Annotated in this window: 20 protein-coding genes; 9 read left to right on the top strand and 11 right to left on the bottom strand. The window is 63.9% G+C overall.

Annotated elements, in window-relative coordinates:
• Positions 1-30: 30 nt before the first annotated feature.
• From AU465_RS19080 to AU465_RS19060, 5 genes are all read right to left on the bottom strand, one after another.
• The gene (locus AU465_RS19080) at positions 31-1,362 is read right to left on the bottom strand and encodes a UDP-glucose dehydrogenase family protein (protein WP_192251145.1); all 1,332 of its coding nucleotides are present in this window, start codon (positions 1,360-1,362) and stop codon (positions 31-33) included.
• A gap of 131 nt (positions 1,363-1,493) precedes the next feature.
• The gene (gene exoK, locus AU465_RS19075; protein ID WP_192251142.1) at positions 1,494-2,366 is read right to left on the bottom strand and encodes an endo-1,3-1,4-beta-glycanase ExoK; all 873 of its coding nucleotides are present in this window, start codon (positions 2,364-2,366) and stop codon (positions 1,494-1,496) included.
• A 170-nt stretch (positions 2,367-2,536) separates the two neighbouring features.
• Positions 2,537-2,929: a hypothetical protein gene (locus tag AU465_RS19070; RefSeq protein WP_192251139.1), complete on the bottom strand. Its 393-nt coding sequence runs from the start codon at positions 2,927-2,929 to the stop codon at positions 2,537-2,539.
• A gap of 118 nt (positions 2,930-3,047) precedes the next feature.
• Positions 3,048-4,064: a glycosyltransferase family 2 protein gene (locus AU465_RS19065; RefSeq protein WP_192251136.1), complete on the bottom strand. Its 1,017-nt coding sequence runs from the start codon at positions 4,062-4,064 to the stop codon at positions 3,048-3,050.
• Positions 4,065-4,119: 55 nt separating this feature from the next.
• On the bottom strand, positions 4,120-5,274 hold the full coding sequence (locus AU465_RS19060; protein ID WP_192251133.1) for a nucleotidyltransferase family protein: 1,155 nt from the start codon (positions 5,272-5,274) through the stop codon (positions 4,120-4,122).
• A gap of 503 nt (positions 5,275-5,777) precedes the next feature.
• Between AU465_RS19060 and AU465_RS19055 the strand changes: the two genes are divergently transcribed.
• The 6 genes from AU465_RS19055 (at position 5,778) to AU465_RS19030 (ending at position 11,598) form a co-directional block, all read left to right on the top strand.
• On the top strand, positions 5,778-5,930 hold the full coding sequence (locus tag AU465_RS19055; protein WP_082953851.1) for a lasso peptide: 153 nt from the start codon (positions 5,778-5,780) through the stop codon (positions 5,928-5,930).
• A gap of 157 nt (positions 5,931-6,087) precedes the next feature.
• On the top strand, positions 6,088-6,387 hold the full coding sequence (locus AU465_RS19050) for a PqqD family protein (RefSeq protein WP_192251130.1): 300 nt from the start codon (positions 6,088-6,090) through the stop codon (positions 6,385-6,387).
• Positions 6,371-6,787, top strand: coding sequence for a lasso peptide biosynthesis B2 protein (locus AU465_RS19045; protein ID WP_246506244.1), 417 nt, complete (start codon positions 6,371-6,373; stop codon positions 6,785-6,787). The genes AU465_RS19050 and AU465_RS19045 overlap by 17 nt, the downstream gene beginning before the upstream one ends.
• Before the next feature lie 4 nt (positions 6,788-6,791).
• Entirely contained in the window at positions 6,792-8,711 is a 1,920-nt protein-coding gene (locus AU465_RS19040; protein WP_192251126.1) for a lasso peptide isopeptide bond-forming cyclase, read from the top strand.
• Positions 8,708-9,697 carry an HPr kinase/phosphorylase gene (locus AU465_RS19035; protein WP_192251124.1) on the top strand — a complete coding sequence of 330 codons (990 nt, stop codon included), beginning with the start codon at positions 8,708-8,710 and terminating at the stop codon, positions 9,695-9,697. The genes AU465_RS19040 and AU465_RS19035 overlap by 4 nt, the downstream gene beginning before the upstream one ends.
• A gap of 8 nt (positions 9,698-9,705) precedes the next feature.
• Positions 9,706-11,598, top strand: a complete 1,893-nt coding sequence (locus AU465_RS19030; RefSeq protein ID WP_192251122.1) for an ABC transporter ATP-binding protein — start codon at positions 9,706-9,708, stop codon at positions 11,596-11,598.
• Here the strand turns inward: AU465_RS19030 and AU465_RS19025 are convergent.
• Positions 11,569-11,835, bottom strand: coding sequence for an exopolysaccharide production repressor protein (locus AU465_RS19025; protein WP_192251120.1), 267 nt, complete (start codon positions 11,833-11,835; stop codon positions 11,569-11,571). The genes AU465_RS19030 and AU465_RS19025 overlap by 30 nt on opposite strands.
• A 607-nt stretch (positions 11,836-12,442) precedes the next feature.
• Here AU465_RS19025 and AU465_RS19020 point away from each other — a divergent pair.
• From AU465_RS19020 to AU465_RS19010, 3 genes are all read left to right on the top strand, one after another.
• Positions 12,443-13,120 (top strand): sugar transferase, encoded by a 678-nt coding sequence (locus tag AU465_RS19020; RefSeq protein ID WP_192251118.1) that lies wholly within the window; start codon positions 12,443-12,445, stop codon positions 13,118-13,120.
• Positions 13,121-13,275: 155 nt separating this feature from the next.
• Positions 13,276-14,466 (top strand): polysaccharide biosynthesis/export family protein, encoded by a 1,191-nt coding sequence (locus tag AU465_RS19015; protein WP_192251261.1) that lies wholly within the window; start codon positions 13,276-13,278, stop codon positions 14,464-14,466.
• Positions 14,467-14,584: 118 nt separating this feature from the next.
• Positions 14,585-15,679: an acyltransferase family protein gene (locus AU465_RS19010; protein WP_192251116.1), complete on the top strand. Its 1,095-nt coding sequence runs from the start codon at positions 14,585-14,587 to the stop codon at positions 15,677-15,679.
• Positions 15,680-16,080: 401 nt separating this feature from the next.
• Here AU465_RS19010 and AU465_RS19005 read toward each other — a convergent pair whose 3' ends face one another.
• The 5 genes from AU465_RS19005 to AU465_RS18985 all read right to left on the bottom strand — a co-directional run bounded on the left by AU465_RS19005 (position 16,081) and on the right by AU465_RS18985 (position 22,100).
• The gene (locus AU465_RS19005; RefSeq protein WP_192251114.1) at positions 16,081-17,364 is read right to left on the bottom strand and encodes an O-antigen ligase family protein; all 1,284 of its coding nucleotides are present in this window, start codon (positions 17,362-17,364) and stop codon (positions 16,081-16,083) included.
• A 343-nt stretch (positions 17,365-17,707) separates the two neighbouring features.
• Positions 17,708-18,196, bottom strand: coding sequence for a GlcG/HbpS family heme-binding protein (locus AU465_RS19000; RefSeq protein ID WP_192251111.1), 489 nt, complete (start codon positions 18,194-18,196; stop codon positions 17,708-17,710).
• A 62-nt stretch (positions 18,197-18,258) separates the two neighbouring features.
• A complete protein-coding gene (locus AU465_RS37495) occupies positions 18,259-18,756 on the bottom strand; it encodes an oligopeptide/dipeptide ABC transporter ATP-binding protein (RefSeq protein ID WP_210325159.1) in 498 nt (165 codons plus the stop codon).
• A gap of 192 nt (positions 18,757-18,948) precedes the next feature.
• Entirely contained in the window at positions 18,949-21,042 is a 2,094-nt protein-coding gene (locus AU465_RS18990; protein WP_192251108.1) for an ABC transporter permease, read from the bottom strand.
• Positions 21,039-22,100: a quaternary amine ABC transporter ATP-binding protein gene (locus AU465_RS18985; protein WP_192251105.1), complete on the bottom strand. Its 1,062-nt coding sequence runs from the start codon at positions 22,098-22,100 to the stop codon at positions 21,039-21,041. Before AU465_RS18985 ends, AU465_RS18990 begins: the two co-directional genes overlap by 4 nt.
• Positions 22,101-22,136 lie beyond the last annotated feature (36 nt).

Genomic DNA, 22,136 nt, shown 5'->3' with positions numbered 1-22,136 from the left:
TCGAACCCCTTCCCGAGACGCGCACCACCGTCATGCCGCCATCCTGCCGATCGAATGGTATTCGATGCCATAGCGCGCGATGACCTTCGGATCGTAGAGATTGCGGCCGTCGAAGATGACCGGCGTCGTCAGCGCGTCCTTGAGCGCATCGAAGGAGGGCGCCCTAAAACTCTTCCATTCGGTGCAGATCAAGAGCGCGTCGGCGCCGCGCAGCGCTGCTTCCTTGGTGCCACACAGCAGAAGGTCCTCGCGCAGGCCGTAAATGGCCTGGCATTCCTGCATGGCCTCGGGATCATAAGCCTGCACCTTGGCGCCCGCTGCCCACAACGCCTCCATCAGCGTGCGCGACGGGGCCTCGCGCATGTCGTCGGTGTTCGGTTTGAAGGCCAGTCCCCACACCGCAAAGGTCCTGCCCTTGAGAGCGCCCTGGAAATAGCGGTCGACCTTGTCGAACAGCACCGATTTCTGCGCGTTGTTGCGCTCCTCGACGGCGCGCAGCAGCTTGGCGTCGAACTTGACGCCCTCGGCGGTCTTGATCAGCGCGCGGACGTCCTTGGGAAAGCACGAGCCGCCATAGCCGAGGCCCGGATAGATGAAGTGGTAGCCGATGCGCGGATCGCTGCCGATGCCCTTGCGCACCTCCTCGATGTCGGCGCCCAATTGCTCGGCGAGATTGGCCATCTCGTTCATGAAGCTGATCTTGGTCGCCAGCATGCAGTTGGCCGCATATTTGGTGAACTCGGCGCTGCGCACATCCATCACGATCATCTTCTCGTGGTTGCGGTTGAACGGCGCGTAGAGCTCGCGCATCACCGCCTCGGTGTCCTCGCTGGACGTGCCGACGATGATGCGGTCCGGTTTCATGCAGTCGGCAACGGCCGAGCCTTCCTTGAGGAATTCCGGGTTCGAGGCGACGTCGAAGGCCAGGTCCTCGCGGCCACGCTTCTTCAGCGTTTCGGCGACCTTGGCCTTGATCTTCTCGCAGGTGCCGACGGGCACGGTCGATTTGCCGACGATGATCTTGGGCGCGTCCATCTCGCGGCCGATGGCTTCGGCGACGGCAAGCACATATTTCAGGTCGGCCGAGCCGTCCTCGCCGGGCGGCGTGCCGACCGCGATCATCTGGATCTGGCCATGCTTGACCGCCGCGGCCGCATCGGTGGTGAAGCGGATGCGGCCGGCGGCGTGGTTCTCCTTGACGAGAGCTTCCAGCCCGGGTTCGAAAATCGGGATGAAGCCCTGATTGAGCCGCTCCACCTTCGCTTCATCGATGTCGACGCACACCACTTCGTGCCCAACCTCCGCGAGCACCGCGGCCTGGACGAGACCGACATAGCCAATTCCAAACACCGTCAAGTTCATTCGGTTCTATTCCTGTTCAAGGCCGGGCCGCAAGGCGGCCCGGCCGGTTCAGATGTCCCCCAGGCCCTTCGTGGGCCCAGATGTTCCGCATGATCTTATCCCAAAACCGGTTCCCGGTTTGGGGATCATGCCTAGTTGCTGTTACTTATGCTGCATGCCAGCGATTCCGGGAACTGACATGGCTGGCCCAAAGCGGTGAAGGCGATGCGCTTGACCTGCATCGTTACCTTGCGGCCGGGATCGGCGAAGGCGCCCATCCAGTTGGTCAGCTTGTCGCTGCCCCACAGGCTGAAAAATATCTTTTGCGGATTGGTCGGCAATTCGTCCGGATTGGTCACCTCGTTGACCAGCTTGCCGTTGACATACCAGCGCAGCCGGTCCTTTTCCCAGACGAAGCCGTAATCGTTGAAGCCCTTGTCGGCGCCGCCTTCGACATCGACCAGCTTGCCGTTCTTCGGCTTGCCCTGGATGTAGCTGTTCACCTGGACTTTGGTCGGGTCCTTGGTGAGGATCTCGAAGTCGATCTCGTCCCAGGGCTTTTTGTCCTGCGGCCCGATATAGGTGAAAAAGGCGGCGTTGAGGCCGGATCCGGTATCCGTCTTCATCCGCGCCTCATAGACGCCGTAACCATAGCGCTGCTTGGTCTGGACCTCGGCGCAGGCGAACTCGCGATCCTTCAGCTTGCGTTTTTCAAAGCTCAGCGAGAGCACGCCGTCGGAAAGCCGGACAAGGTCCTTCGACCATGTGCAGTTCTGATGATTGCCGTTGTTCCAGCCGTCGGAGACGAACCAGCGCGAACGGTCGAAATTCGAAAAATTGTCGACGAAGGACGGCGCGCTCTGCATCTCCTCGGCATGCGCCGGATGCGGTGGGGCCACAATAGCGGCCGCAGCCGCAAGCAACGCGCCCGCGAGGCAGAGGTGCAGGCTCGTTGACCTATTCGTATGCGCGCGCGGCATGCTGGAAGCAGCCACGGTGGAGGTGTCGTTCGGATATGCGTTCATGACATCTTACCTTTGTGCTGTCCGCCCCAACCCAAAGTCATTCCTGGCCCGCCTCCAGAGAGCCGCTTCTGATCCTCCGCCCTTTTGGACTCCTCTCTAATGTCTTCTACCGATGACCCAGTGTCCGATGACCCAGTGTCTTGTACCGATGACGCCGCCTGGATGCGCTGTCAGCCTCTTCCCGCAGACCTTGCCTGTCCGGGCTGCGAACCGGGTTGCCCGGCACTGTCGTCGACAATCGCGTCGAGTGAATGACGCAGTTCCTTCATCAGACCTTTCTGGCGCGTGAGCTCGGCAATGCGCCGCTCGTAATTCAGGATCGCGCCGGTCATCGCGCTGACGTCCGACGATTTATCCGTCGACGCGGAGCCGTTCTCCATTGCCTCGACCAGGAAAGCCGCGTTGGTCGCCGTCGACCGATAGCGGTTCTCCAGCCCGGTCTTTTCCGCTTCGATCTCGGCGCTGATCTGGTCGAACAGCTTCGCCAGACGGTCGAGCCGCTGGAGATCAGTCTGCCGGTCACGGGCCGGGTCCCTGGATCTGAAGCCGAAAATCGAAGCCATTCGATCGGTCTTTCGAAATTGCTGCACCGCAACATAGAGTGCCATTCTCGGAGTAACTAGGCAACCTCATAGTTTCGGAAAGCGGATTTTTTTGGGAACAGCTGGCGCCTTTGTCCGATCATTCCTTTGCGGCACTTGTTGCCTGCATCAGGAAGCGCATCGGCGGCACCTGCTGCTTTGCAGCAATGCCTGCGCGACGGAAGAGAGCGTCCAGCTTGTCGGCGGCCACGCCGCGAATGATCGGGATCAGGTTGGACTGGCTGGCGAAGGCATAGGCCGCGGCCGACGCCAGGCCACGCTCCGCCTTCACGTCGAGGAAATTGCGCAGCCGGTATTTGTCGCGCACATGGCGCTCATGGCGCCGCAATGCGGCCTTCGAACCCTCCGGCAGGTTGCCCAGCGCCAGCAGCGCCAGGTCGGCATCGGCAAGCCGTTTCAGATCCTGCGTCCGGTGGCGGCCGCTCAGCGAATCGGCACGAACGATCGCGCCGTAGCCGCAGGACTTGATGATTTTGAAACGCGCTCCGCAGGCGACCGCGCGCGCATAGAGCTCGTAATCCTCGCCGAGCCGCAGGTTTTCGTCATAGCTCAACCCGTGGTGCTCGAGGAATGCCCGGCTGATCACCGGCTTGAGGAAGCCCAGTTCGCCGCGCTGGACGCGGCGGCGGGAAATGTTGCCGTCGATGAAACGCTCGAAATCGAGAAATTGCGGTTCGGGCGCAAAGGACGGAGCCGAGACCTTGGTGGGATCGGCCGCGGCATCATCCCTGATCAGCATGATGTTGTCGGCCGCGAAATCCCAGTCGGCGCCGTCAAACAGCCGGCGGAAACGACCTTCGAGGAAGAAATCGTCGGCGTCGAGGATGCTGATGAAAGGCGAAACAGAGGCCTGGATGGCGGCGTTGCGGGCAAAGGACGGACCACGATTGACATCGAGACGCATCACCTTGAGCCGGCCGCTGCCGTCATCGGCGGCCCGCGCCACATACTGCGTGTCGTCGGTGGAGGCGTCGTCGACCACGACGACCTCCGCCACCTCCGCCTCGCGCAGAGCCGAAGCGATGGCGACCGGTATGGTCCGCGCCGCGTTGCGGGCGGCGATGATGACGCAGACCCTGGGGGTCGTCACGGGCATGATTCACCTTTCGATTGCGTGAGTGACAGCCCGCCCATGAATGCAAAACCGGTCTTCATCCGTTGCCCCGCGCCGGCGTGGTGGCCGGCCGCTCGAAGATGCGCCGGCTGAGATCGGCGGAGGCCGCCCAGCCGGCCTCGGCCAGATAGCGCACGGGCTCGCGGCCGCAGAGCTCCCACAGCACTGTGCGCCGCTGCGGCCAGCACAGCGACGACAGCCAGGGCGCGATCACCATGTGGAAAAGGTCGGCATTGTCGATGCGCGCCAGGATCCGTGTGGCGCGATCCGAAAGCAGCGTGGCGGTACCGCCCAGCAGGACATCGGCCGCGCGCAGACCGAGCAGCAGCGTGTCGGCGAGGCCCTGCTCGGCGGCATGGTCGAGCACTTTCTGCTGCTCGGCTTCGTTCAGCCGGCTGGCCGCGGCTCTGACGTCGCAGACATAGCCGGCGCAAGGCTCGCGATTGAAGAAGGCCTTGGCGACGCTGATGCAGGACAAAAGCAACGTGTCGGATGCCGAAATCAGCGGCATGGCGGCGCCGGCCACCTTGACCTCGCGCTTGCGGCGCAGGAAGCAGTCGATATCGCGCGGACTTGGCGAACCCGGCTGCTGCAGCCGATAATGGAGATCGACCGTGGCGGCCCGCACGCCGTCGTCGCGGACCATGTGCTGCTCGCCGAGGAAACGCACCCACCAGACCGAACGGGACTTGCCCGCGACCTCATAGCCGGCCGAGCGGAGGGCCTCGCGAGCTGCCGAGAAACCGGACGGCGAAACCAGGATGTCGACGTCGCCGGACGGCTTCATGAAATGATCGCCATAGAGCAATTGCTGCTGCAGCGGCCCCTTCAGGAAGACGAAGTCTACCTGCCTGTCACGCAGCACCTGATGGATGGCGATCGAATCGCCGATGCAGGCGGCGTTCATCGACAGAGTGCGCCGGCGATAAGCTTCGAGCCATGCGAGCAGTTCGGGAGGCGCCGCGCCGGTCGCCGCCCGCGCCAGAGCCTTGAGCAAAAAGACAGCGACCTTGTTCAACCTCGCGATGTCGGCGACGTTGGCCACCGAGATTGCCGGAACCGGCATGCGGCCATGATCGACGGCTCCCGCAGCCGGGTTGAAGAACAGCCGCAGACAGGCCTGTACATAGGCGACTTCGTCGGCGCAGCCGGCCGCACGCAGCCTGTCGTAAGAAGCGTCCTGCACGGCCATGCCCCGTTGTCGTTTCTCCGCAAAACCGCCCGCGGCGGCGTTTATACCGCAACTGCGAAGAAAAGCATCGCCAAAAATCAGGGCAGCCATCCAGCGCCTTCCGAAGCGGCCTCGCCCCTGCAACCTTAGCGTTCATATTCGCCATCTCGCCGATCACTTTTGAAGACAGATCCGACTGCGGTGACGTAAGCCGGCAATCGATACTTTCTGCAGCATTCTCCCCGCGGTCGTGAGACAGGTATTTGAGCTTATGAAGTTATTGCAAATAAATCATACGCTTACTTAAACGGCAAAGATGCGCCGCCTAGCTACCGGATGACATCCGCCTAAAATGGGAATGTCTGCCGCTCCATCATCGGCGGATGCCGGCGCAACCAAGAATTGATTAATGCAAGGTAAATCACGCTTGACTCATAAATGTTGCCGTGCAGCAATTGCAACGCAGCATAGCAGTATGCTGGCGGCATTCTGACGCCGCTTCCAGTCCTCAGTTGGAGAGTAGAATGGAACAGAATGTTGAAAAGCAAGAGTACGAGACCCCCAGCCTGACGGTTCATGGTTCGATCGAAACGATCACGCAGGGTGCCTCCGGCACGACGGCGCTGGACGCGGCATTTCCCGCGCACACGCCGGTCGGTGAGCTCACCTTCTCCTGAGCTTGCAGGCGCCTGGGGTTGTCGCAGTTGTGGCTCCGGGCGTTCTCTTTTGAACAGTGGGCCGGGGGCTCGTATCCCCCGGCTTCCTGGCCGGGCGATCGCAGGCAACCGATCCCGATCCAGGTCACGCATGGCGTTCAAACAATGAGGTTTTAGGATGCACTGGAACCCATCGGACCATGACCGCGTGGTCGCGACCGGCGATGCGGTGGCTTGCGAATTCGGCAACGGACTGGCGCTGCTCCATCTCAAATCCAACATCTACTACAGCCTGAACGGCGTCGGCGCCTACATCTGGGAGCTGATCCAGGAACCGCGACCGATCGTCGACATAAAAAGCGCGGTGCTCGCGCGCTATGACGTCGATGCCGAACGTTGCAAGGCCGATGTCGAAGGCTTGCTCAAGGGGCTGCTCGAAGCCGGGCTTGCGAGGCTCCACCATGAGGAACTGGCCTAGGGTCCTCTCGCTGAGCGGCCCGGAGATGCTGTTTCTGGCGCACTGTCTGGCGGTGGTCAGCGCCGTGCGGCTGGGGCTGACACTCTCCTCCTATAACCGCGTGCGCATTCTGGTGAACCGGCTGGAGGCAAGGAATGACGCCGGTATCGCCGATCTGCGGCGCGTCGCATGGGGCGTTGCCGCCGCTGCACGGTTCGTGCCCGGCGCCAGCTGCCTCACCCAGGCGCTCGCCGGACAATATCTGCTTGCCCGCCAGGGCAATGCTTCCAAGATCCGCATCGGCATCGAGCGCGACACCGGCGTCGAGCTCAAGGCGCATGCGTGGCTGGTCAGCGGCAACCACATCGTGCTTGGCGGCTCGATCGATGGCTTCGCCCATCTCGTCGATCACGGGCAATAGGCCCATGAGCGGCGTCGCCGGAATTCTGCTCAGACAGGACGGCAGGCCCGCCGCGGCAGCCGACATCCAGCAGATGCTGGCGCGCATGCGCCACCGGGCGCGCGACGGCAGCTCGTGGTGGACGGACAGAAGTGCGGCGCTTGGCCATGCCTGGCTCGACACCACGGGCGAGGACGGCCCCGGCCCCCTGACCATGGCCGGAGGCAAGCTCGCCATCACGGCCGATTGCCGGCTGGACAACCGCGACGAGCTTCTGGCGCGGCTCGGCATACGCGACCGGCCAGTCGCCGACGCGATGCTCCTGATGCGCGCCTATCTCAAATGGGGCGAGGCCTGTCCGACCTATCTGCAAGGCGATTTCGCCTTCGCGATCTGGGATGCCGAGCGCCGGGCGCTGTTTTGCGTGCGCGACCATTTCGGCGTCAAGCCGTTCTATTATCACTCGACCGCCAGGCGCTTCGCGTTCGCCTCCGAGATCGGCCCTCTGCTTACCCTGGATGGCGTCGGCAGGAATCTCAGCGAGCATCAGATTTCCGGCTTCCTCGCCGGCCTGCCGGACGATCCGCAGTCAACCCATTATGCCGAAATCTTCCGCCTGCCGGCCCGCCACACCCTGACGGTGACGGGCAGCCAGGTGACGCTTCGTCGCTACTGGCAGATCGAGCCTTCGGCAAAGCCGCTGCGCTCGGATGCGGCCGAGGAATTCAGGCATCTTTTTTCCCAGTCGGTGCAGAACCGGATGCGCGGCACGCCATCCGTCGGCGCAATGCTGAGCGGTGGCCTCGATTCGTCCTCGATCGCCTGCGTGGCCGGACTTCAAGCAGCGGCGGCTCAGAAGCCGAAGCTCAAAACCTTCTCGCTGGTCTTCGAGAAAGGTTCGTCGATGGACGAGCAGCCCTTCATCGATGCGGTGCTTGACCGATATCAGCTCGACGGCACACTGATTGCCGTCGGCGACTATGCGCCCTTCGCCGAGTTTGAGCGCATTCTGGAGGAACAGGAAGGGACTTTCCTGGCGCCCGGCCTGTCCTTGACCCGCAGCATCTATCGCACCGCGAGCGTCAAGGGCGTCAAGGTGCTTCTCGACGGCCATGGCGGCGACGAGGTCGTATCGCAAGGCTATGGGCACCTACATGAACTCGCCCATGGCGGCAGGTGGCTAGACCTGTGGCGCGAGTTGCACGGCGCCGCCAAGACCTATGGCGAGGGGATGCTATCTCTGTATTTCAAGTTCCTCGCCGCCTACGGGCCGGCTTGGCGGGTTGCCAGGATGAGAGCGATGGCCAAACGCTTCCTCGGCAAGCTGCGGCGCAGACCACTGCACGCGCCGCGCGCCGCCTGGGCGGGACTGGTCAATCCGGAGCTTGCCAGGCGCACCGACCTCGCCGAGCGTTTCCATCGCGCCGGCTACATGCCCGCCAATGTCAGTACCAGCGAAGCGCTGACGCATCGCTGGCTTCTGTCCACCGGCCTGGTGCCGCACGCCTTCGAGGTCCTCGACAAGGCCGCCGCCAATTTCGGCATCGAGCCACGCTATCCATTCTGGGACAAACCGCTGGTCGAGTTCTGCCTGGCATTGCCGGGCGCGGAAAAACTGCACAACGGCTTCGGCCGCCATGTGCTGCGCCGGGCGATGGAAGGCGTGCTGCCACCGGCGGTGCAGTGGCGGCGTGACAAGATCGATTTTACCGCCAGCCTGGTCAAAGGCATGATCGTCAACCATCGCGATCTCCTGGACAGGCTACTGGTGTCGGACAGCGACTTGATCGCCCCCTATGTCAATCTGCCCGAAGTGAACGCCGTCTATGCCCGCATGCTGCGGCGGCCCGAGCAGGCGACGCTGCCCGATGTCCAGCATATCTGGCGGTCGGCCTCGCTGTCGCTGTGGCTGCGGCAGGTCCAACGGGATGGAAGCCCTGCATGAACCCTCCGGTCGCTTCTCTTGCCACGAGGCCTGGCTCCGCCGTCGAAGCGGCCATTCGAAAGGGACGTGCCCGGCGCTTCTATAAGGCGTACGGCCTGACGATCGGGTCCGAAGTGATTTTGCCGGAGCTGGAACCGACCGCGCCGGCAACATCGGACATCGAGATCGCTGTTGGGCCGATCGATTTTCCGGAGGCCGCATCGCCGAACGCCACGGCCTTTCGTTTCGAGCCGACGCGCCAATACCTGTCCTGGCAAGCCGTCGGCACCTTTCTGATCAGCGATGCTTCCAGGATCGATGTCGATCCGGCGCCGGGTATCGACGATCCGCTGCTGGCCTTTCCGCTTCTGGGTCCGGTGCTGGCGCTCACCCTGCATCAGCGCCGTCTGCTTGTCCTGCACGCCAGCGCGATCGCCGTGGACGGGCAAGGCGTGATCTTCATGGGCGACAAGGGCGCCGGCAAGTCGACCACGGCGGGCGCGATGATCCGCGCCGGTCACCTTCTGCTTACCGACGATGTCGTGGCGCTGGACCTGTCCGATCCTTCACGGCCGATGATCCTGCCCGGTTTTCCGCAGCTCAAGCTTGCCGCGGATGCCGCCGACGTCATCCGGATCGGACAAGCGGAGGTGCGGCCGCAGGTGCATCCGCAGATCGAGAAAGCGCAGCATCGCCTGCAAAAAGGATTTTCCGGCGAAGCCGTGCCGGCGGCCCGGATCTATGTGCTGGAGCGCGGCGAGCAGGCGGCGATCACGCCGCTGCCGGGCGCCGGCGCGTTGGCAGCGACCATCAAGTTCTCCTACGTCACCCGGTTCGGCCGGCAGGCGCTGGTCGGCGATTTCGCGTCCACGCATCTCGCTCAATGCGCGCAGCTTGCCGCCCGGATCGGCGTCAGCCGGCTCGACGTGCCGGCAGGTCTGGAGCGGATCGATGAAGCCGTCGCCCTGATCGAGCGCGATCCGGCGGCCGGCGCACAGGCAAGGTGAGCAGAGGCATGGCCTGGTCCTCAAAACTTCGCCTGTCGCTTTTGCGGGATGTTGCCGGCTTCGGCGGCATGATGGCGCATATAGGCGGGCAGCGCACGCTGACGGCGCTAGCATTCCTGATCCTCGGAAGCCTGACCGAAGGCCTCTCGATCCTGCTTTTGATCCCGCTCTTGCATCTGATCGGCAATGCCGACCAGGATTTCGCCGTCCGGGTGCCGAACGCTTTGCGCTGGCTGGAGCCCGATGGGACACTATCACTTGCGACGGTGCTCTGCCTGCTCGTCGCCCTGGTCGCGCTGCAGGCGATGTTCAACCGCTTCAAGTCGCTCTACATGGCGCGGCTGCTCTACGACTTCGTCAACCGCGTGCGCATGAACCTGTTCGAGAGCATCGGCAAGGCGCGCTGGGGCGTCTTCACCCGCATGCGCAGCTCCGATCTCGATCATGCGCTGACCGGCGACATCGATCGCGTTCAGGCGGCCGCCTTCTCGCTGCTGATGCTCGCCCAGACGGCGCTGCTGCTTGCCGGCTATCTCGTGGTGTCGCTGTTCATCTCGCCGGTGATGACGTCCTTCGCCATCCTCATCGGCGTGATCCTGTTCGTTGCGCTGCAGCCCTTCCGTGCGCGCGCCACCGCCTATGGCCGCGTTCTGACCGGCAGCCGCCAGGAGCAGTACCGCACGGTCTCGGAGTTCCTTGGCGGCATCAAGGTGGCCAAGAGCCTGAACGTGGAGGCCAGCTATTTCGCGCAGCTCCGCGCGACGCTCGAAAAGATGAAAGCGGACAACGTAGCCTATGTCCGCAACAGCACCGTCGGCACCGCGCTGTTCCAGGTGGCGAGCGTCATCGGGCTCAGCCTGTTCATCTACGTCGCGCTGGTGCGCTTCCACCTGTCGCTTGCGGAAATCGTCGTGCTGCTTCTGGTCTTCATGCGGGTCGCGCCGCGCTTCATGGATATGCAGGTGCAGGCACAGCAAATGCTGATCAACCTGCCGGCCTACACCGCCATGCAGGCCTTGCAGGCACGTTTCGACGCCGAGCGCGAGATGGAGCCGGGCGATGGCGCGCAGAACGCAAGGCTGTCGCTCGACAGCGGCCTCAACATCCGCGACGTCTCGCTTGCCTATGGCGACGGTAAGCCGGTGGTCAGCGACATCACCTTCGGCCTTCCCGCCGGCAAGGTGACGGCGCTGATCGGTCCGTCCGGCTCGGGCAAGAGCACGATCGCCGACATGCTGCTTGGGCTGCTCGAGCCAACCCATGGCACTATCCTGGCGGACGGTGTCGAGATCACCGTGCAAAATCGCAGGGCCTGGCGCAGCCAGGTGGCCTATGTGCCGCAGGACGTGTTCCTGCTGCATGACACGATCGCCGCCAATCTGCGCCTGGCGGCGCCGCAGGCCGGCGACGAGAAGCTTTGGGCGGCGCTGCGCAAGGCGCATGCGGCCGACTTCGTCGAGCGGCTCGACCGGCGGCTGGAAACGGTGGTGGGCGACCGCGGTGTCAGGCTCTCGGGCGGCGAACGTCAGCGCATCGCGCTGGCACGGGCGCTGTTGCGCAAGCCCTCGCTGCTCATCCTCGACGAGGCGACGAGCGCGCTCGACTGGCAGAATCAGTCGCTGATCGCCCAATCGATCGAGGAACTGCGGGGCCAGATGACCATCCTCACCATCGCGCACCGGCCATCGATGATCGCTTTCGCCGACTGGGTCGTGGCCATCGAGAACGGGCGTATCGTCGAGGTCGGGCAATATCAGCGGCTGAAGGCAAAGCCGGGCAGCCGGCTAGCCAGGATGCTCTCCGGCGAAGGGGCCGGGCCGGAACCCGCAACGCTGGCCGACAAGGCGCCGCTCCCGGTGCCGACTGAACAATCAGCGGACGCTGCCGCGCCTGGCGGTTAGCTTTTCGCCCTCGGCCACCTTGATGCCGCGGTCGGCCTCTCGCGCCCTGTCGGCGGGCATCGGCCTGTTCCTGGCAACCATGGCGAAGACCAGAAGGAAATAACCCAGCTGAATAATGACGGCGCAAATGACGGCACGCATGATGATGGTGCCAAGCGACGCGCCGTCGAAGTAAGACCAGCCGACCACGATCGCGAGTGCGAATATCATCCCGACGATGAATTTTGGCAAAGACATGCTCGTCGTCCCGTCAACCGGCACGAGCGCGCAAAAGCACTGACTTACCCACCCGCGCAACTCCCCGTTCCGCCAAAGAGCTATTTCTGGCTGCCCAATTCGGCCGGTTGCTTCCGGCCTTTCTGACCCATCCAGACTATGACAGAAACAGTTTGCGACTCTATTAAGGCGAGACCTTCGCAGCAAGGCCAGGCGCAGGAGATTTCCAATGGTTTTGCGGGATCGACTCTACCATGCTGCGACGCACACTCGGGCACCGCCATACATTCAAGATCGCTAAACCTACTACAGTAAAACTCAAAATATTAATTAGTATTTTACGCTAGGAACTTACCCACGCGAGTGATTCGGCCGCCATGCAACCGCCAATCGTCTGCAGCAAAGAATGCGTTGTCCAAAAACGGCCCAAATGGCGCACTACATTTCCTCGATTTTCTCTCATCTCGTCATAAACATGCCACAAAGGCCAAATTATGAGCAGGGTACGTTTATTATTTAATCAATTCATGACGTGAACATTTCATCCAGATGGGAAATTGTGTGTTGCGCTGCAGCATTTTTTTGATATCGTGCCGTAAACCATCCGTTCAACGTATGGAGCTTTTGCATGAGGGACGTCGCCAAGTCGGCCAATGCGGGTTTTTCGCAGGCTGGCATTGATTTTCCACCCCCCATCGGCGGTCTGCTCAAACGCAGTTTCGATATCGTCGGTTCCCTGACGGGCCTGGTTCTGCTCAGCCCGCTCTTCCTGATGGTCGCCCTGCTGGTCAAGCTTTCCGACCGCGGTCCGATCTTCTACGGCCACAAGCGAATCGGTCGCGGCGGCAGGATCTTCGCCTGCCTCAAGTTCCGCACCATGGTTCAGGATGGCGAGAAGGTGCTCCACGCGCATCTGGCCGCCAATCCGGACGCTGCTGCCGAATGGGCGGCGACGCGCAAGCTGAAGAACGACCCGCGCGTGACGCGTGTCGGCCAGGTGTTGCGGAAGCTCAGCCTTGACGAGCTGCCGCAGATCATCAACATCCTGCAGGGCGATATGAGCCTGGTCGGGCCGCGCCCGGTCGTGCGCGACGAGCTTGAAATCTACGGCAGCGCCGCCGTCTACTATTTGAAGTCGCGCCCCGGCCTCACGGGGCTGTGGCAGGTGAGCGGACGCAACGACGTGTCCTACGACACGCGCGTCGCTTTCGATCGCCATTATGTCGAGAACTGGTCGATGGTCGAGGACATTCGCATCATCGTGAAGACCGTGCCTGCCGTGTGGATGTCGCGCGGCAGCTATTGACCGACGGACCTGCCCCGCCAAACCCGGGGCAGGCGTCCGGCAGTGATCTCATCGGGCGGATGGGGCCAACGCGGATCGGAAACGTTCATTTGAGAAAACACCCCTTCGGACTCCTTTCCAAGGCGCCCAGCCGCTTTGCGGCCGTGGCGCTTGTGATGTGTCTTGCGACGCCGCAGATGGCGACGGCCGAAGACTATCGTCTCGGTCCCCAGGACAAGCTCAACATCCGTGTCGCCGAGTGGCAGACGGTCGACGGCACGTTCCGCGACTGGTCGGCCATCAATGGCGACTATTCGGTCGGCCCTGCCGGTACGCTCTCGGTGCCGTTCGTCGGCGAGATGCAGGCTGCCGGCAAGACGACGTCGGAGATCGCGGCGGCGATCGGGCTGGCGCTGCAGCGCAAGCTGGCGCTGCCCGACAAACCCGAAGCCTCGGTCGAAATGGCGCAGTTCCGGCCATTCTACATTTCGGGCGAAGTGCAGAACCCCGGCCAGTTTCCCTATGTGCCCGACCTGACGGTGCTGAAGGCGGTGAGCATCGCCGGCGGCATCCGGCGCAGCGCCGACTACGGCCCTCAGCTCGGCAAGGACCTCGTCACCGCCAAGGGTAGTTTCGACATCTATGACGACCAGCGGCTGCGGCTGCTCGTCAAGCGTGCCCGCATCGATGCTGAGCTCGCCGGCAAGGAGAGCTTCGACGTGCCGAAGGAGGTGGAGGGCGACCCGCGCGTGCAGGCGATAGCCTCTGACGAAATGCAGATCCTCACGGCCGACCAGAAGGCGCTGAAGCTGAAGCTGGACGCGCTCGACGACCTGAAGGGTGTCCTGCAGGGCGAAATCGAATCGCTGGAGAAGAAGATCGCCAACCAGCAGCAGCAGGTGGATCTGGCGCAGCAGCAGCTCACCAGCATCGGTCCGCTGGCGCAGAAGGGCCTGGTCGCCAATGCGCGCCTGCTTGATTCGAAACAGTCGGTGGCCGACCTGCAGGGCAAGATCCTAGACTATGAAACAGCCATCCTCACCGCCAAGCAGTCGATCAGCAAGGCTGAGCAGGACGCCATCGACGCCCGCAACACGCTTAACTCCAACCTGGCCGCCAGCCGGCAGCAGGCCGAAGCGGACCTCAACGAGGCGACGCTGAGGACGGCCATGCAGAAAGGGCTGATCGCCCAGGCGTCGGATCCCGCGACGATGGCTTCCATCACCGGCAGCGAGGAACCGACCCTGCTCTACTCGCTGCTGCGCGTTGCCGACGGCAAGACCAGCGAGGTCCAGGCCAAGGAAGACACGCCGGTGCTGCCGGGCGACGTGATCAAGGTCAAGCTGGCGCCGACGGCCAGCCAATAGCGCCACCGCACAGGCCTTGCTGAGCGAGGCCTGTGTCACGGAGGCGGGAGGAACATGGCAGGCTCGTTCGCGCCAAGGTGCGGGCGAGCGATCTGTTTGGACCGCTTGAAGGCACAGAATGCAGCCCGCCGCCCCGCGTCACGTCTACCTCAATCTCGACGCCATTCGCGGCGTGGCCGCGATCAGCGTGATGCTCTATCACTTCTCGCCGTTCCTGGCCGACGGCAAGGTGCTGCCTTCGAGCTATCTCGCGGTCGACCTGTTCTTCCTGCTCAGCGGCTTCGTCATCGCCCACGCTTATGACCGCAAGATCGAGAACGGCATGGGCTTCGGCACATTCGTGGCCATCCGCCTGATCCGGCTTTATCCGCTCTATCTCGCCGGCACGCTGCTCGGCTTCTTCTACCTACTGGTCAAGAACAGGCTGATGCCGGCCGAATACATACCAATATCCGAGATCGGCATGCAGCTGACGACCGGCATGTTCTTCATTCCGCTGGTCGGCGAGGCCTACCATACGATCTTTCCGCTTAATCCCGCTTCGTGGTCGCTGTTCTTCGAGCTTATCGTCAACGTCGCCTATGTCGCCGTCTTCTTCCTGCTGTCACGGCGCGTGCTGACAGCGCTGATCGCCGTCAGCCTCGTGCTGCTGATCGTCGCCTCTGTGGTCGTCGGCACGCTCGATTTCGGCATGACCGGCAAGACCATCGTCAGCGGGCTGCCGCGCGTGTCGTTCTCCTTCTTCCTGGGCGTGCTGCTCTGCCGGTCGATGGCGCGCTATCAGGACGGCCTCGGTTTCCTGCGGCGGGGCTGGTGGGTCGAGGCCGCGATCCTGCTCACGCTGATCGTCTTTGCCATCGCGCCTGCGGGCGCTGCCGGGCGCGTCGCCTATGACCTCGCCTCTGTCGCCATCGTCTTCCCGATCATGGTGGTGACCGGCGCCGTGGCGCCGACCGCTCCGCGACTGGCGGGGTTCTATGGCTGGCTGGGGCGGATTTCCTACCCGATCTACATCATCCACACGCCGATGCTGATGATCATCGCCGGCGCCGGCAAGGCGGTCTCGGTCGACCCGTTCGCGCACCATCCCTGGTTCGGCTTCCTGATGGCCGCTGCGGTCATCGTCATCGCCGATATAGCCACCCGCATCTATGACGAGCCGGTGCGCCGCTTCCTGCAGCGGCAGATGCAGCGCTCGCGGGCCGTGGCGTAAAGCGCGTCGCGCTGAAGCGGATTCAGGCGACGCGTTTTAGATCTTTGTCTTTATGTATGTCGTTCTCCCAAAACCGCTGCGCACTTTTGGGCAACATGCATTAAGGTCTGTTGAGAATCAGGCGATGCCGGCCTGCGAACGGCGGCTTCCTGCGCTTCCGGCCTTCGCCGGCCGAAGCATCCATGACATGAGAGTGGCGTGGCAATTAAGGCTGCGGTCGGCGTAGGCCGGTGCTCACGGACCTCAAGTACGCTCCGCTCCGGTTCTCGGAAGCCATCATTTTGGTCGCTTCGCGCCCGTCTTCGACTCCGGCTCGGCCTGACCTGAATCTCAACAGACCTTGGAGCGGTTCAGCTTTTCCCGACGGAACCCGCCCCGCCACTTTTCCCAGTTGCAGTCGGTCAGACCGGGGCGGGCATGTGGCCGGCGGCCGGCTTTTCATCCTGGACCGGGATGGCAACCCGCCGTCGCCGGGCGGCCGGCATCGGGCTCAGCTTGAACAGGCCGTAGTAGACGACGAAGGAGGCCATGAAGTAAGGGCCGAGGATCTCGACCTCGAAGAAGGAACGGATCAGCATCAGCCCGACAGCGCCGGCGAGCACCACCGAATCGGCGTTCCAGGCGCCGAATACCACCTTCGATATATGGCCATAGAAGGCGCGCAGGATGATCAGCGCCAGCATGGTGACGCCGACGAAGCCGATCTCGACCAGGGTTTCGATATAGGTGTTGTGGAAGTGGAAGCCGGTACGGGTCGTGATGTAGAACTCCGCCCACAACCGTTCCGGATCGGCGAAGCCTTGCACCCAGTAGGCGGCATAGCCGTAGCCGAGCAACGGATGCAACTGCGCCGCCTCCCAACCCTGCTGCCAGAGGTAGGTGCGGCCGGTGAGCGTCGAATCCTTGCCGAAGATGCCGAGCACGAAGTCCAGCAGGCCAAGGTTCAGCGCGGCCACCACGCCGGCCACCAGCGCGCCGCCGCCGACCACGAACAGCACACGGCGGTAACGGCGCGACAGGACCCTGCTCATGGTGAGCAAGATAACGATGCCGAGCACTGCCGGCAGCGAGGCGACGGATGTCGCCGAGTGGGCGATCACCAGCATGTATGCCGACATCAGGATGATAGGTGCGGTCCAGAAGAAGCTCAGCCAGTTGCGCCGGTAGAACATGAGGAAGACGATGGACAAGAAGATGCCGAGCGACGAGAAGAAACCGACCTGGTTCTTGGAGGCGAAAGCGCCGACGAAATTGAAGGTGCCGTCGATCGTGTCGAGCGCGTAAGCGTTGACTTTCAGTGAATAGAGCAGGACGACGAAGATGCCGATCAACGAGCCCAGCACCAGCGTCCGGACGCTGATCGTGCGGGCCGCGATATAGGCACAGACGATGTGCGAGGAATATTGCACCGCCGCACGCGCGCTAGTGCCGGCAGCCTGCGACCAGAAGACCGACAGGCAGACATAGGTCGCGAAGAGTACCGGCAACCAGGCGCTCGAGAGGTTCCAGGTGAAGCGCCTGTAGTCGACAAAGAGCAGCGGCAGCCAGACCGCGTAATAGGCAAGGATCAGGACCTGGCCGAAACTGCTGGAATAGGCAAAGGCAAAGACGGAAACCATGACGGCAAAGGCGCCATAGGCCTTGTTTGCCTCCGGATCGAGCAGATTGGATTTCGGAATCTTCATGCCGGATTTTTCGCCCGTTGAGCCTTCGCTGCCGACGCTCGCCAACGTGCGGCCCGGCCAGGGTTTATTGTGCACTGCAGCATAACCTATCGCCCTATCGCCGGCGGCTCAACCGGAAATCTTGTCACGGGCAAAAGGAGCGAGCGGCTAGCGGACGCTCTATCGCATGGCGAAAAGGCCGGAATGGGGCGGGAGCGCGGCTCGGGCCTTCCCGCATACGGACATCGTCCTCGGCATCGGCACAAGCGCCGGCTTCGGTCGGCGCCCTGGCGGGCGCATTCCCTTCGGGTCGCGACGAGGGGCGCCCTGCGTCCTCCTCGCACGAACGACTACGGCGGGCCGGTTACTTCAGCCTGCCCTCGATCTCCTTGATCGCCGCCAGCGCGCATGCCTCGTCCAAATTGCCCCTGGGAACGCCGCCGACGCCGACCGCGCCGATGGTCCTATTGCCGATCCTGACCGGCACGCCGCCGGCAAGAATCAGGAAATCATCTATGGCGACAAGCTGGGCCGCACCGGGATTGTCCTGGACATTCTTGGCCATGGCGCTGGTGGGCGCGCGCGCGGAGACCGCGGTATAGGCCTTGCGCCGCGCCGCGTCGGGTGTGTGGACGCCGGCGTTGTCCGCCCGGAGCAGCGCCCGCAGGACGCCGGCGCGGTCCACGACCGCCGCCGACACGTTGTAATTGTCCGCGGCGCACGCCTTGACGGCGCCCTGCGCAAGCTCGAGCGCAATGTCCATCGGCATGTTCCGTTCTTGAAGCACTTCCGCCGAAGCGCCGCTGCTCAGCAGCGCGACGAAGCAGGCAATGAAATGACGAGGTCTGATCATTGGAACTCCTTTGTTGGTCTGGTGGCAATTGAGGTCGCGGACACCCGAGACGGAAGACGGGCTCACCCGCGGCGGCGCTCGGCCCACGTGTTGTGGCAGCGCACCAGGGCGCCGCCCAACGGGCGAACCTCGGGCGCCTGGCTACGGCATAGGCTGGTGACGAGCGGACAGCGGGGATTGTAGCTGCAGCCGGGCGGCGGGTTGATCGGGCTCGGCAGGTCGATCGCCGCCGAGACGCGGTCGCGCTGCGGCTGGTCGAGGTTGGGCACCGTGTCGAGGAGGAAACGCGTATAGGGATGCTTCGGCCGGTCGAATGCCTCGTCGACCGCACCCTCCTCCACGATGCGTCCCAGATACATCACCGCGACACGATCCGAGACGTGGCGCACCGCAGCCAGGTTGTGGCTGAACGGGCCCAGGGCCGCGACGGCCCCGAATCGATAAGGCTGTCCGGCGACTTCCATACGCTGCTGGCCAGCATGACGGCCAACGAACTCCTGATACGCGGTGCGCGCGCAGCGCCAATTCGAGGGGCTGATGCAGAAATATCCGCAGCGCACCTTCGGCCATCCGCCTGCAAGCGAGATATTTTCGTCAGCCTATCGGATCGTCGAGAGGTGAACCGCTCTGGAGCAATTCCAGGAAAAGTGTGTAACGGTTAGGCTCGGCGCCTTCGCCGTAGCCTCCGTCCGGAATTGCGTAAAAACAAAGAGATAGAGCGGTTCGCCGTTTCCATGAAACGGTGAAACGCTCTAGGGGGCTGGCGTCCGCTGCCTTACCGCCGCCTGGATGAGCCGGTCGGCAAGGATCGCGAGGAAGGCGATCGACAGGCCGGCGATCAGGCCCATGCCTGCATCGGCCTTGCCGAGCGCGACATAGACCGCCTGCCCGAGATCGCGGGTGCCGACAAGGGCAGCGATCGCCAGCATCGACAAGGCCGCCATGATGGTCTGGTTGAGGCCGAGCATGACGACCGGCAGCGCCAGCGGCAGCTTGGCCTGCAGCAGCGTCTGCGTCGGCGTCGCGCCCATCTGCTCGACGGCCTCGACCACGTCGGCGCGCACATGCCTCAGCCCATGCTCGACATAGCGGATCGGCGGCACGATGGCGTAGAGCATGATGGCGATCAGCGCGGTGAACTCGCCGACCTTGAAGAACATCAGCGCCGGGATGAGGAAGACGAATTGCGGCATGGTCTGCAGCGCGTCGCAGATCGGCTTCAGGATGCGCGAGACGCGGTCGCTGTGCGCCGCCCATGTCCCCAGCGCGCCGCCGACAAGCAGGCAGAGCAGCACCGCCAGCGTGCAGAGATAGAGCGACTGCACGAGTTGCGACCACAGCCCGTTGACCAGAATCAGCGCGAAGCCGGCAAGCGCGAAAAGGCTGAGTCGCAGCCCTGCGACCTGCCCGGCAAGCAGCGCAACGGCGAGGATGAAGACGGGCCAAGGAAGGCCGAGGAACCCGGTGTAGAGGATGAGGCCCGCAGCCAGCACCGCCAGGGCCGCCCGCCAGCCGAGGCCGCGCAGCATCAACCCGGCCGCGGCGAGAACGAGAGCGAAATAGGCGGCTGCCATCGCCGGTGACAGCGCGAAGCCCCAGATGGCCGGCGTGGCGGAGCCCGAAATGCCGACCCGCAGCGGCAGAAGCAGACAATAAAGGACCGCGTTGCGGACACCGTCGAAGAACCAGGCATAGTCGCGCACGATCCCAAGCAGCCATTGGTTGACGGCGCCCATCTCCGTACGCAGCCCGGTTTCCGGCAACAACGCTCCCTCCGGCGCGACGAGGCGGATGACGACCGCGATGCCCAGAGCGAGCAGCAGCGACAAGATCAGCCGACGCGGCGTCATCCACCGCATGGCGCGCGTCGGCCCGGCCTCGGGCTCCCTGGCAAAGCCGATGGTGAGGCGGTCGATGAGGATGGCAAGCAGCGCGATCACCAGGCCGGAGAGAATGCTCTGACCGAACTCGGCCTTGCGCATCGAGGACAGCACCTCCCAGCCGATGTCCTCGAAGCCGCCGATGATGGCGGCGACGATGACCATCGACAGCGCCGCCATGGTCGTCTGGTTGAAGCCGACGAGAAGCTGCGGCAGAGCGGTCGGCACCTCGACCTGCCAGAATTGCTGGCGACGGGTGCAGCCGCTCATCAGCCCGGCCTCGCTGATGGCGTCCGGCACGCGGTCGAGGCCGAGCATCGTGTTTCGCACCATCGGCGGCGTGGCATAGATCGCGCTGGCGATCAGCCCGACCACCGGTCCGAAGCCGAACAGAATTAAGAGCGGGATGAGATAGGCGAAGGCCGGCACGGTCTGCATCAGGTCGAGCGCGCCGAGCAGCACTGGGCGCAGGCGCGGACGGGCATAGCCAAGGACGCCGAGCAGGAACCCGAGCACGATCGAGATCGGAACCGCCAGCAGCACGAGCGCCAGCGTGTTCATGCTCTGCGGCCAGTAGCCGGCAAACAGGATGTAGGCGAGAGCGAAAAGGGCGAAGATCGCCAGCCGGCCGCCGCTCGACTTCAACGCGAGCGCGGCGACCGCCAGCATTACCGCCGGCCAGGGCAACCAGGCGAGCGCCAGGCGCGCGCCGCGCATCGGCGCATCGAGCATGGCCGACAGCGCCCGAAACGCCGGCTGGACAACGGCGACGACGGCGTCGGTCACCGCATTGAGGTGGGCGGCCAGGGGCGGGGTCCATTCCTTGGGGAAATTGACCAGCCAGGGGAATTGCGTCTTCAACAGCAGGCAAAGCGCCGTCAGCAGCGCCAGGCCGCACCAGGGCAGGAGGGCCGGATCGACTGCGAACCTCGATGAGGACCGTAATGTCGCGGCCGGCGCGGTCATGACCGTGTGCGCCTCGCCTGTTCGCGCTCCAGCACGGCAAGCACCGCGCTGGCGTCGAGCACCGCCGGCGGGCTGTCGCCTGTACCGGGCACGGTGAAGGCGGCCACGCCGGAGGCCAGTTGCGGGATCAACGCTTCGAGGCTGGTGTCGGCGGCGATGCTCCGCTCGGGCAGCCCCGTTCCGTTGGTAGGCGTGGCGATGTCGCCCGCCGTGATGACGCGCAGCAGCGGCATGTCCTCGGTGAACTGCGCGACATAGTCGTCGGCCGGATTGAGCACGATGTCGGCCGGGCGGCCGATCTGGACGATCTTGCCGGCCCGCATGATCGCCAGCCGGTCGGCCAGGCGGAAGGCCTCGGCGATGTCGTGGGTGATGAAGATGATGGTCTTCTTCAGCATGCGCTGCAGGCGCAGGAACTCGTCCTGCATCTGGCGGCGGATCAGCGGATCGAGCGCCGAAAACGGCTCGTCGAGGAACCAGAGCTCCGGTCCGACGGCCAGCGAGCGGGCGATGCCGACGCGCTGCTGCTGGCCGCCGGAAAGCTGATGCGGGAAGGAAGCCTCGCGACCCTCCAGCCCGACAAGTGCCACCATCTCGCGGGCGCGGGCTTCGCGTTCCTTTGCCGGCTTGCCCTGGATCTTCAAGGGAAAGGCGACATTGTCGAGCACGCTCAAATGCGGCAGCAGGCCGAAATTCTGGAAGACCATGCCCATGGCGTGGCGGCGCAATTCGATGAGCTCCTTGCCGCTGGCCTGGAGCAGGTTCTTGCCGTCGAGGAGGATTTCGCCGGCGCTCGGCTCGACCAGGCGCGACAGGCAGCGGACCAGCGTCGACTTGCCCGAGCCGGAGAGGCCCATGATGACGAAGATCTCGCCGGTCGCCACCTCGAAGCTGGCGTCGACGACCGCCGGCAAATGCGCTTCGGCGCGCAGGCGCTCGGCCAGCGCATCGGGATCGATGACATAGCCGCGCGAGTCGAAATAGTAGGCTGGCCGCCGGCCGTAGACCTTCCAGACATTGCGGCAGGCGAGCTTTACCGGACGGGCTACGTTGTTCATCGCAAGCCACCCGCGTGAGTTGGCTGCCCGGCCCCA

The organism is Mesorhizobium silamurunense (genome assembly GCF_014843905.1).
GTDB lineage: Bacteria > Pseudomonadota > Alphaproteobacteria > Rhizobiales > Rhizobiaceae > Mesorhizobium > Mesorhizobium silamurunense.
This window is presented reverse-complemented; position numbering and strand designations above follow the sequence as displayed.

What these genes read in the sequence shown, in the direction of transcription:
- AU465_RS19080 (WP_192251145.1), bottom strand. Translation starts at nt 1,362, where the DNA reads ATGAACTTGACGGTGTTTGGAATTGGCTATGTCGGTCTCGTCCAGGCC.
- exoK (WP_192251142.1), bottom strand. Translation starts at nt 2,366, where the DNA reads ATGAACGCATATCCGAACGACACCTCCACCGTGGCTGCTTCCAGCATG.
- AU465_RS19070 (WP_192251139.1), bottom strand. Translation starts at nt 2,929, where the DNA reads ATGGCTTCGATTTTCGGCTTCAGATCCAGGGACCCGGCCCGTGACCGG.
- AU465_RS19065 (WP_192251136.1), bottom strand. Translation starts at nt 4,064, where the DNA reads ATGCCCGTGACGACCCCCAGGGTCTGCGTCATCATCGCCGCCCGCAAC.
- AU465_RS19060 (WP_192251133.1), bottom strand. Translation starts at nt 5,274, where the DNA reads ATGGCCGTGCAGGACGCTTCTTACGACAGGCTGCGTGCGGCCGGCTGC.
- AU465_RS19055 (WP_082953851.1), top strand. Translation starts at nt 5,778, where the DNA reads ATGGAACAGAATGTTGAAAAGCAAGAGTACGAGACCCCCAGCCTGACG.
- AU465_RS19050 (WP_192251130.1), top strand. Translation starts at nt 6,088, where the DNA reads ATGCACTGGAACCCATCGGACCATGACCGCGTGGTCGCGACCGGCGAT.
- AU465_RS19045 (WP_246506244.1), top strand. Translation starts at nt 6,371, where the DNA reads ATGAGGAACTGGCCTAGGGTCCTCTCGCTGAGCGGCCCGGAGATGCTG.
- AU465_RS19040 (WP_192251126.1), top strand. Translation starts at nt 6,792, where the DNA reads ATGAGCGGCGTCGCCGGAATTCTGCTCAGACAGGACGGCAGGCCCGCC.
- AU465_RS19035 (WP_192251124.1), top strand. Translation starts at nt 8,708, where the DNA reads ATGAACCCTCCGGTCGCTTCTCTTGCCACGAGGCCTGGCTCCGCCGTC.
- AU465_RS19030 (WP_192251122.1), top strand. Translation starts at nt 9,706, where the DNA reads ATGGCCTGGTCCTCAAAACTTCGCCTGTCGCTTTTGCGGGATGTTGCC.
- AU465_RS19025 (WP_192251120.1), bottom strand. Translation starts at nt 11,835, where the DNA reads ATGTCTTTGCCAAAATTCATCGTCGGGATGATATTCGCACTCGCGATC.
- AU465_RS19020 (WP_192251118.1), top strand. Translation starts at nt 12,443, where the DNA reads ATGAGGGACGTCGCCAAGTCGGCCAATGCGGGTTTTTCGCAGGCTGGC.
- AU465_RS19015 (WP_192251261.1), top strand. Translation starts at nt 13,276, where the DNA reads ATGTGTCTTGCGACGCCGCAGATGGCGACGGCCGAAGACTATCGTCTC.
- AU465_RS19010 (WP_192251116.1), top strand. Translation starts at nt 14,585, where the DNA reads ATGCAGCCCGCCGCCCCGCGTCACGTCTACCTCAATCTCGACGCCATT.
- AU465_RS19005 (WP_192251114.1), bottom strand. Translation starts at nt 17,364, where the DNA reads ATGAAGATTCCGAAATCCAATCTGCTCGATCCGGAGGCAAACAAGGCC.
- AU465_RS19000 (WP_192251111.1), bottom strand. Translation starts at nt 18,196, where the DNA reads ATGATCAGACCTCGTCATTTCATTGCCTGCTTCGTCGCGCTGCTGAGC.
- AU465_RS18990 (WP_192251108.1), bottom strand. Translation starts at nt 21,042, where the DNA reads ATGACCGCGCCGGCCGCGACATTACGGTCCTCATCGAGGTTCGCAGTC.
- AU465_RS18985 (WP_192251105.1), bottom strand. Translation starts at nt 22,100, where the DNA reads ATGAACAACGTAGCCCGTCCGGTAAAGCTCGCCTGCCGCAATGTCTGG.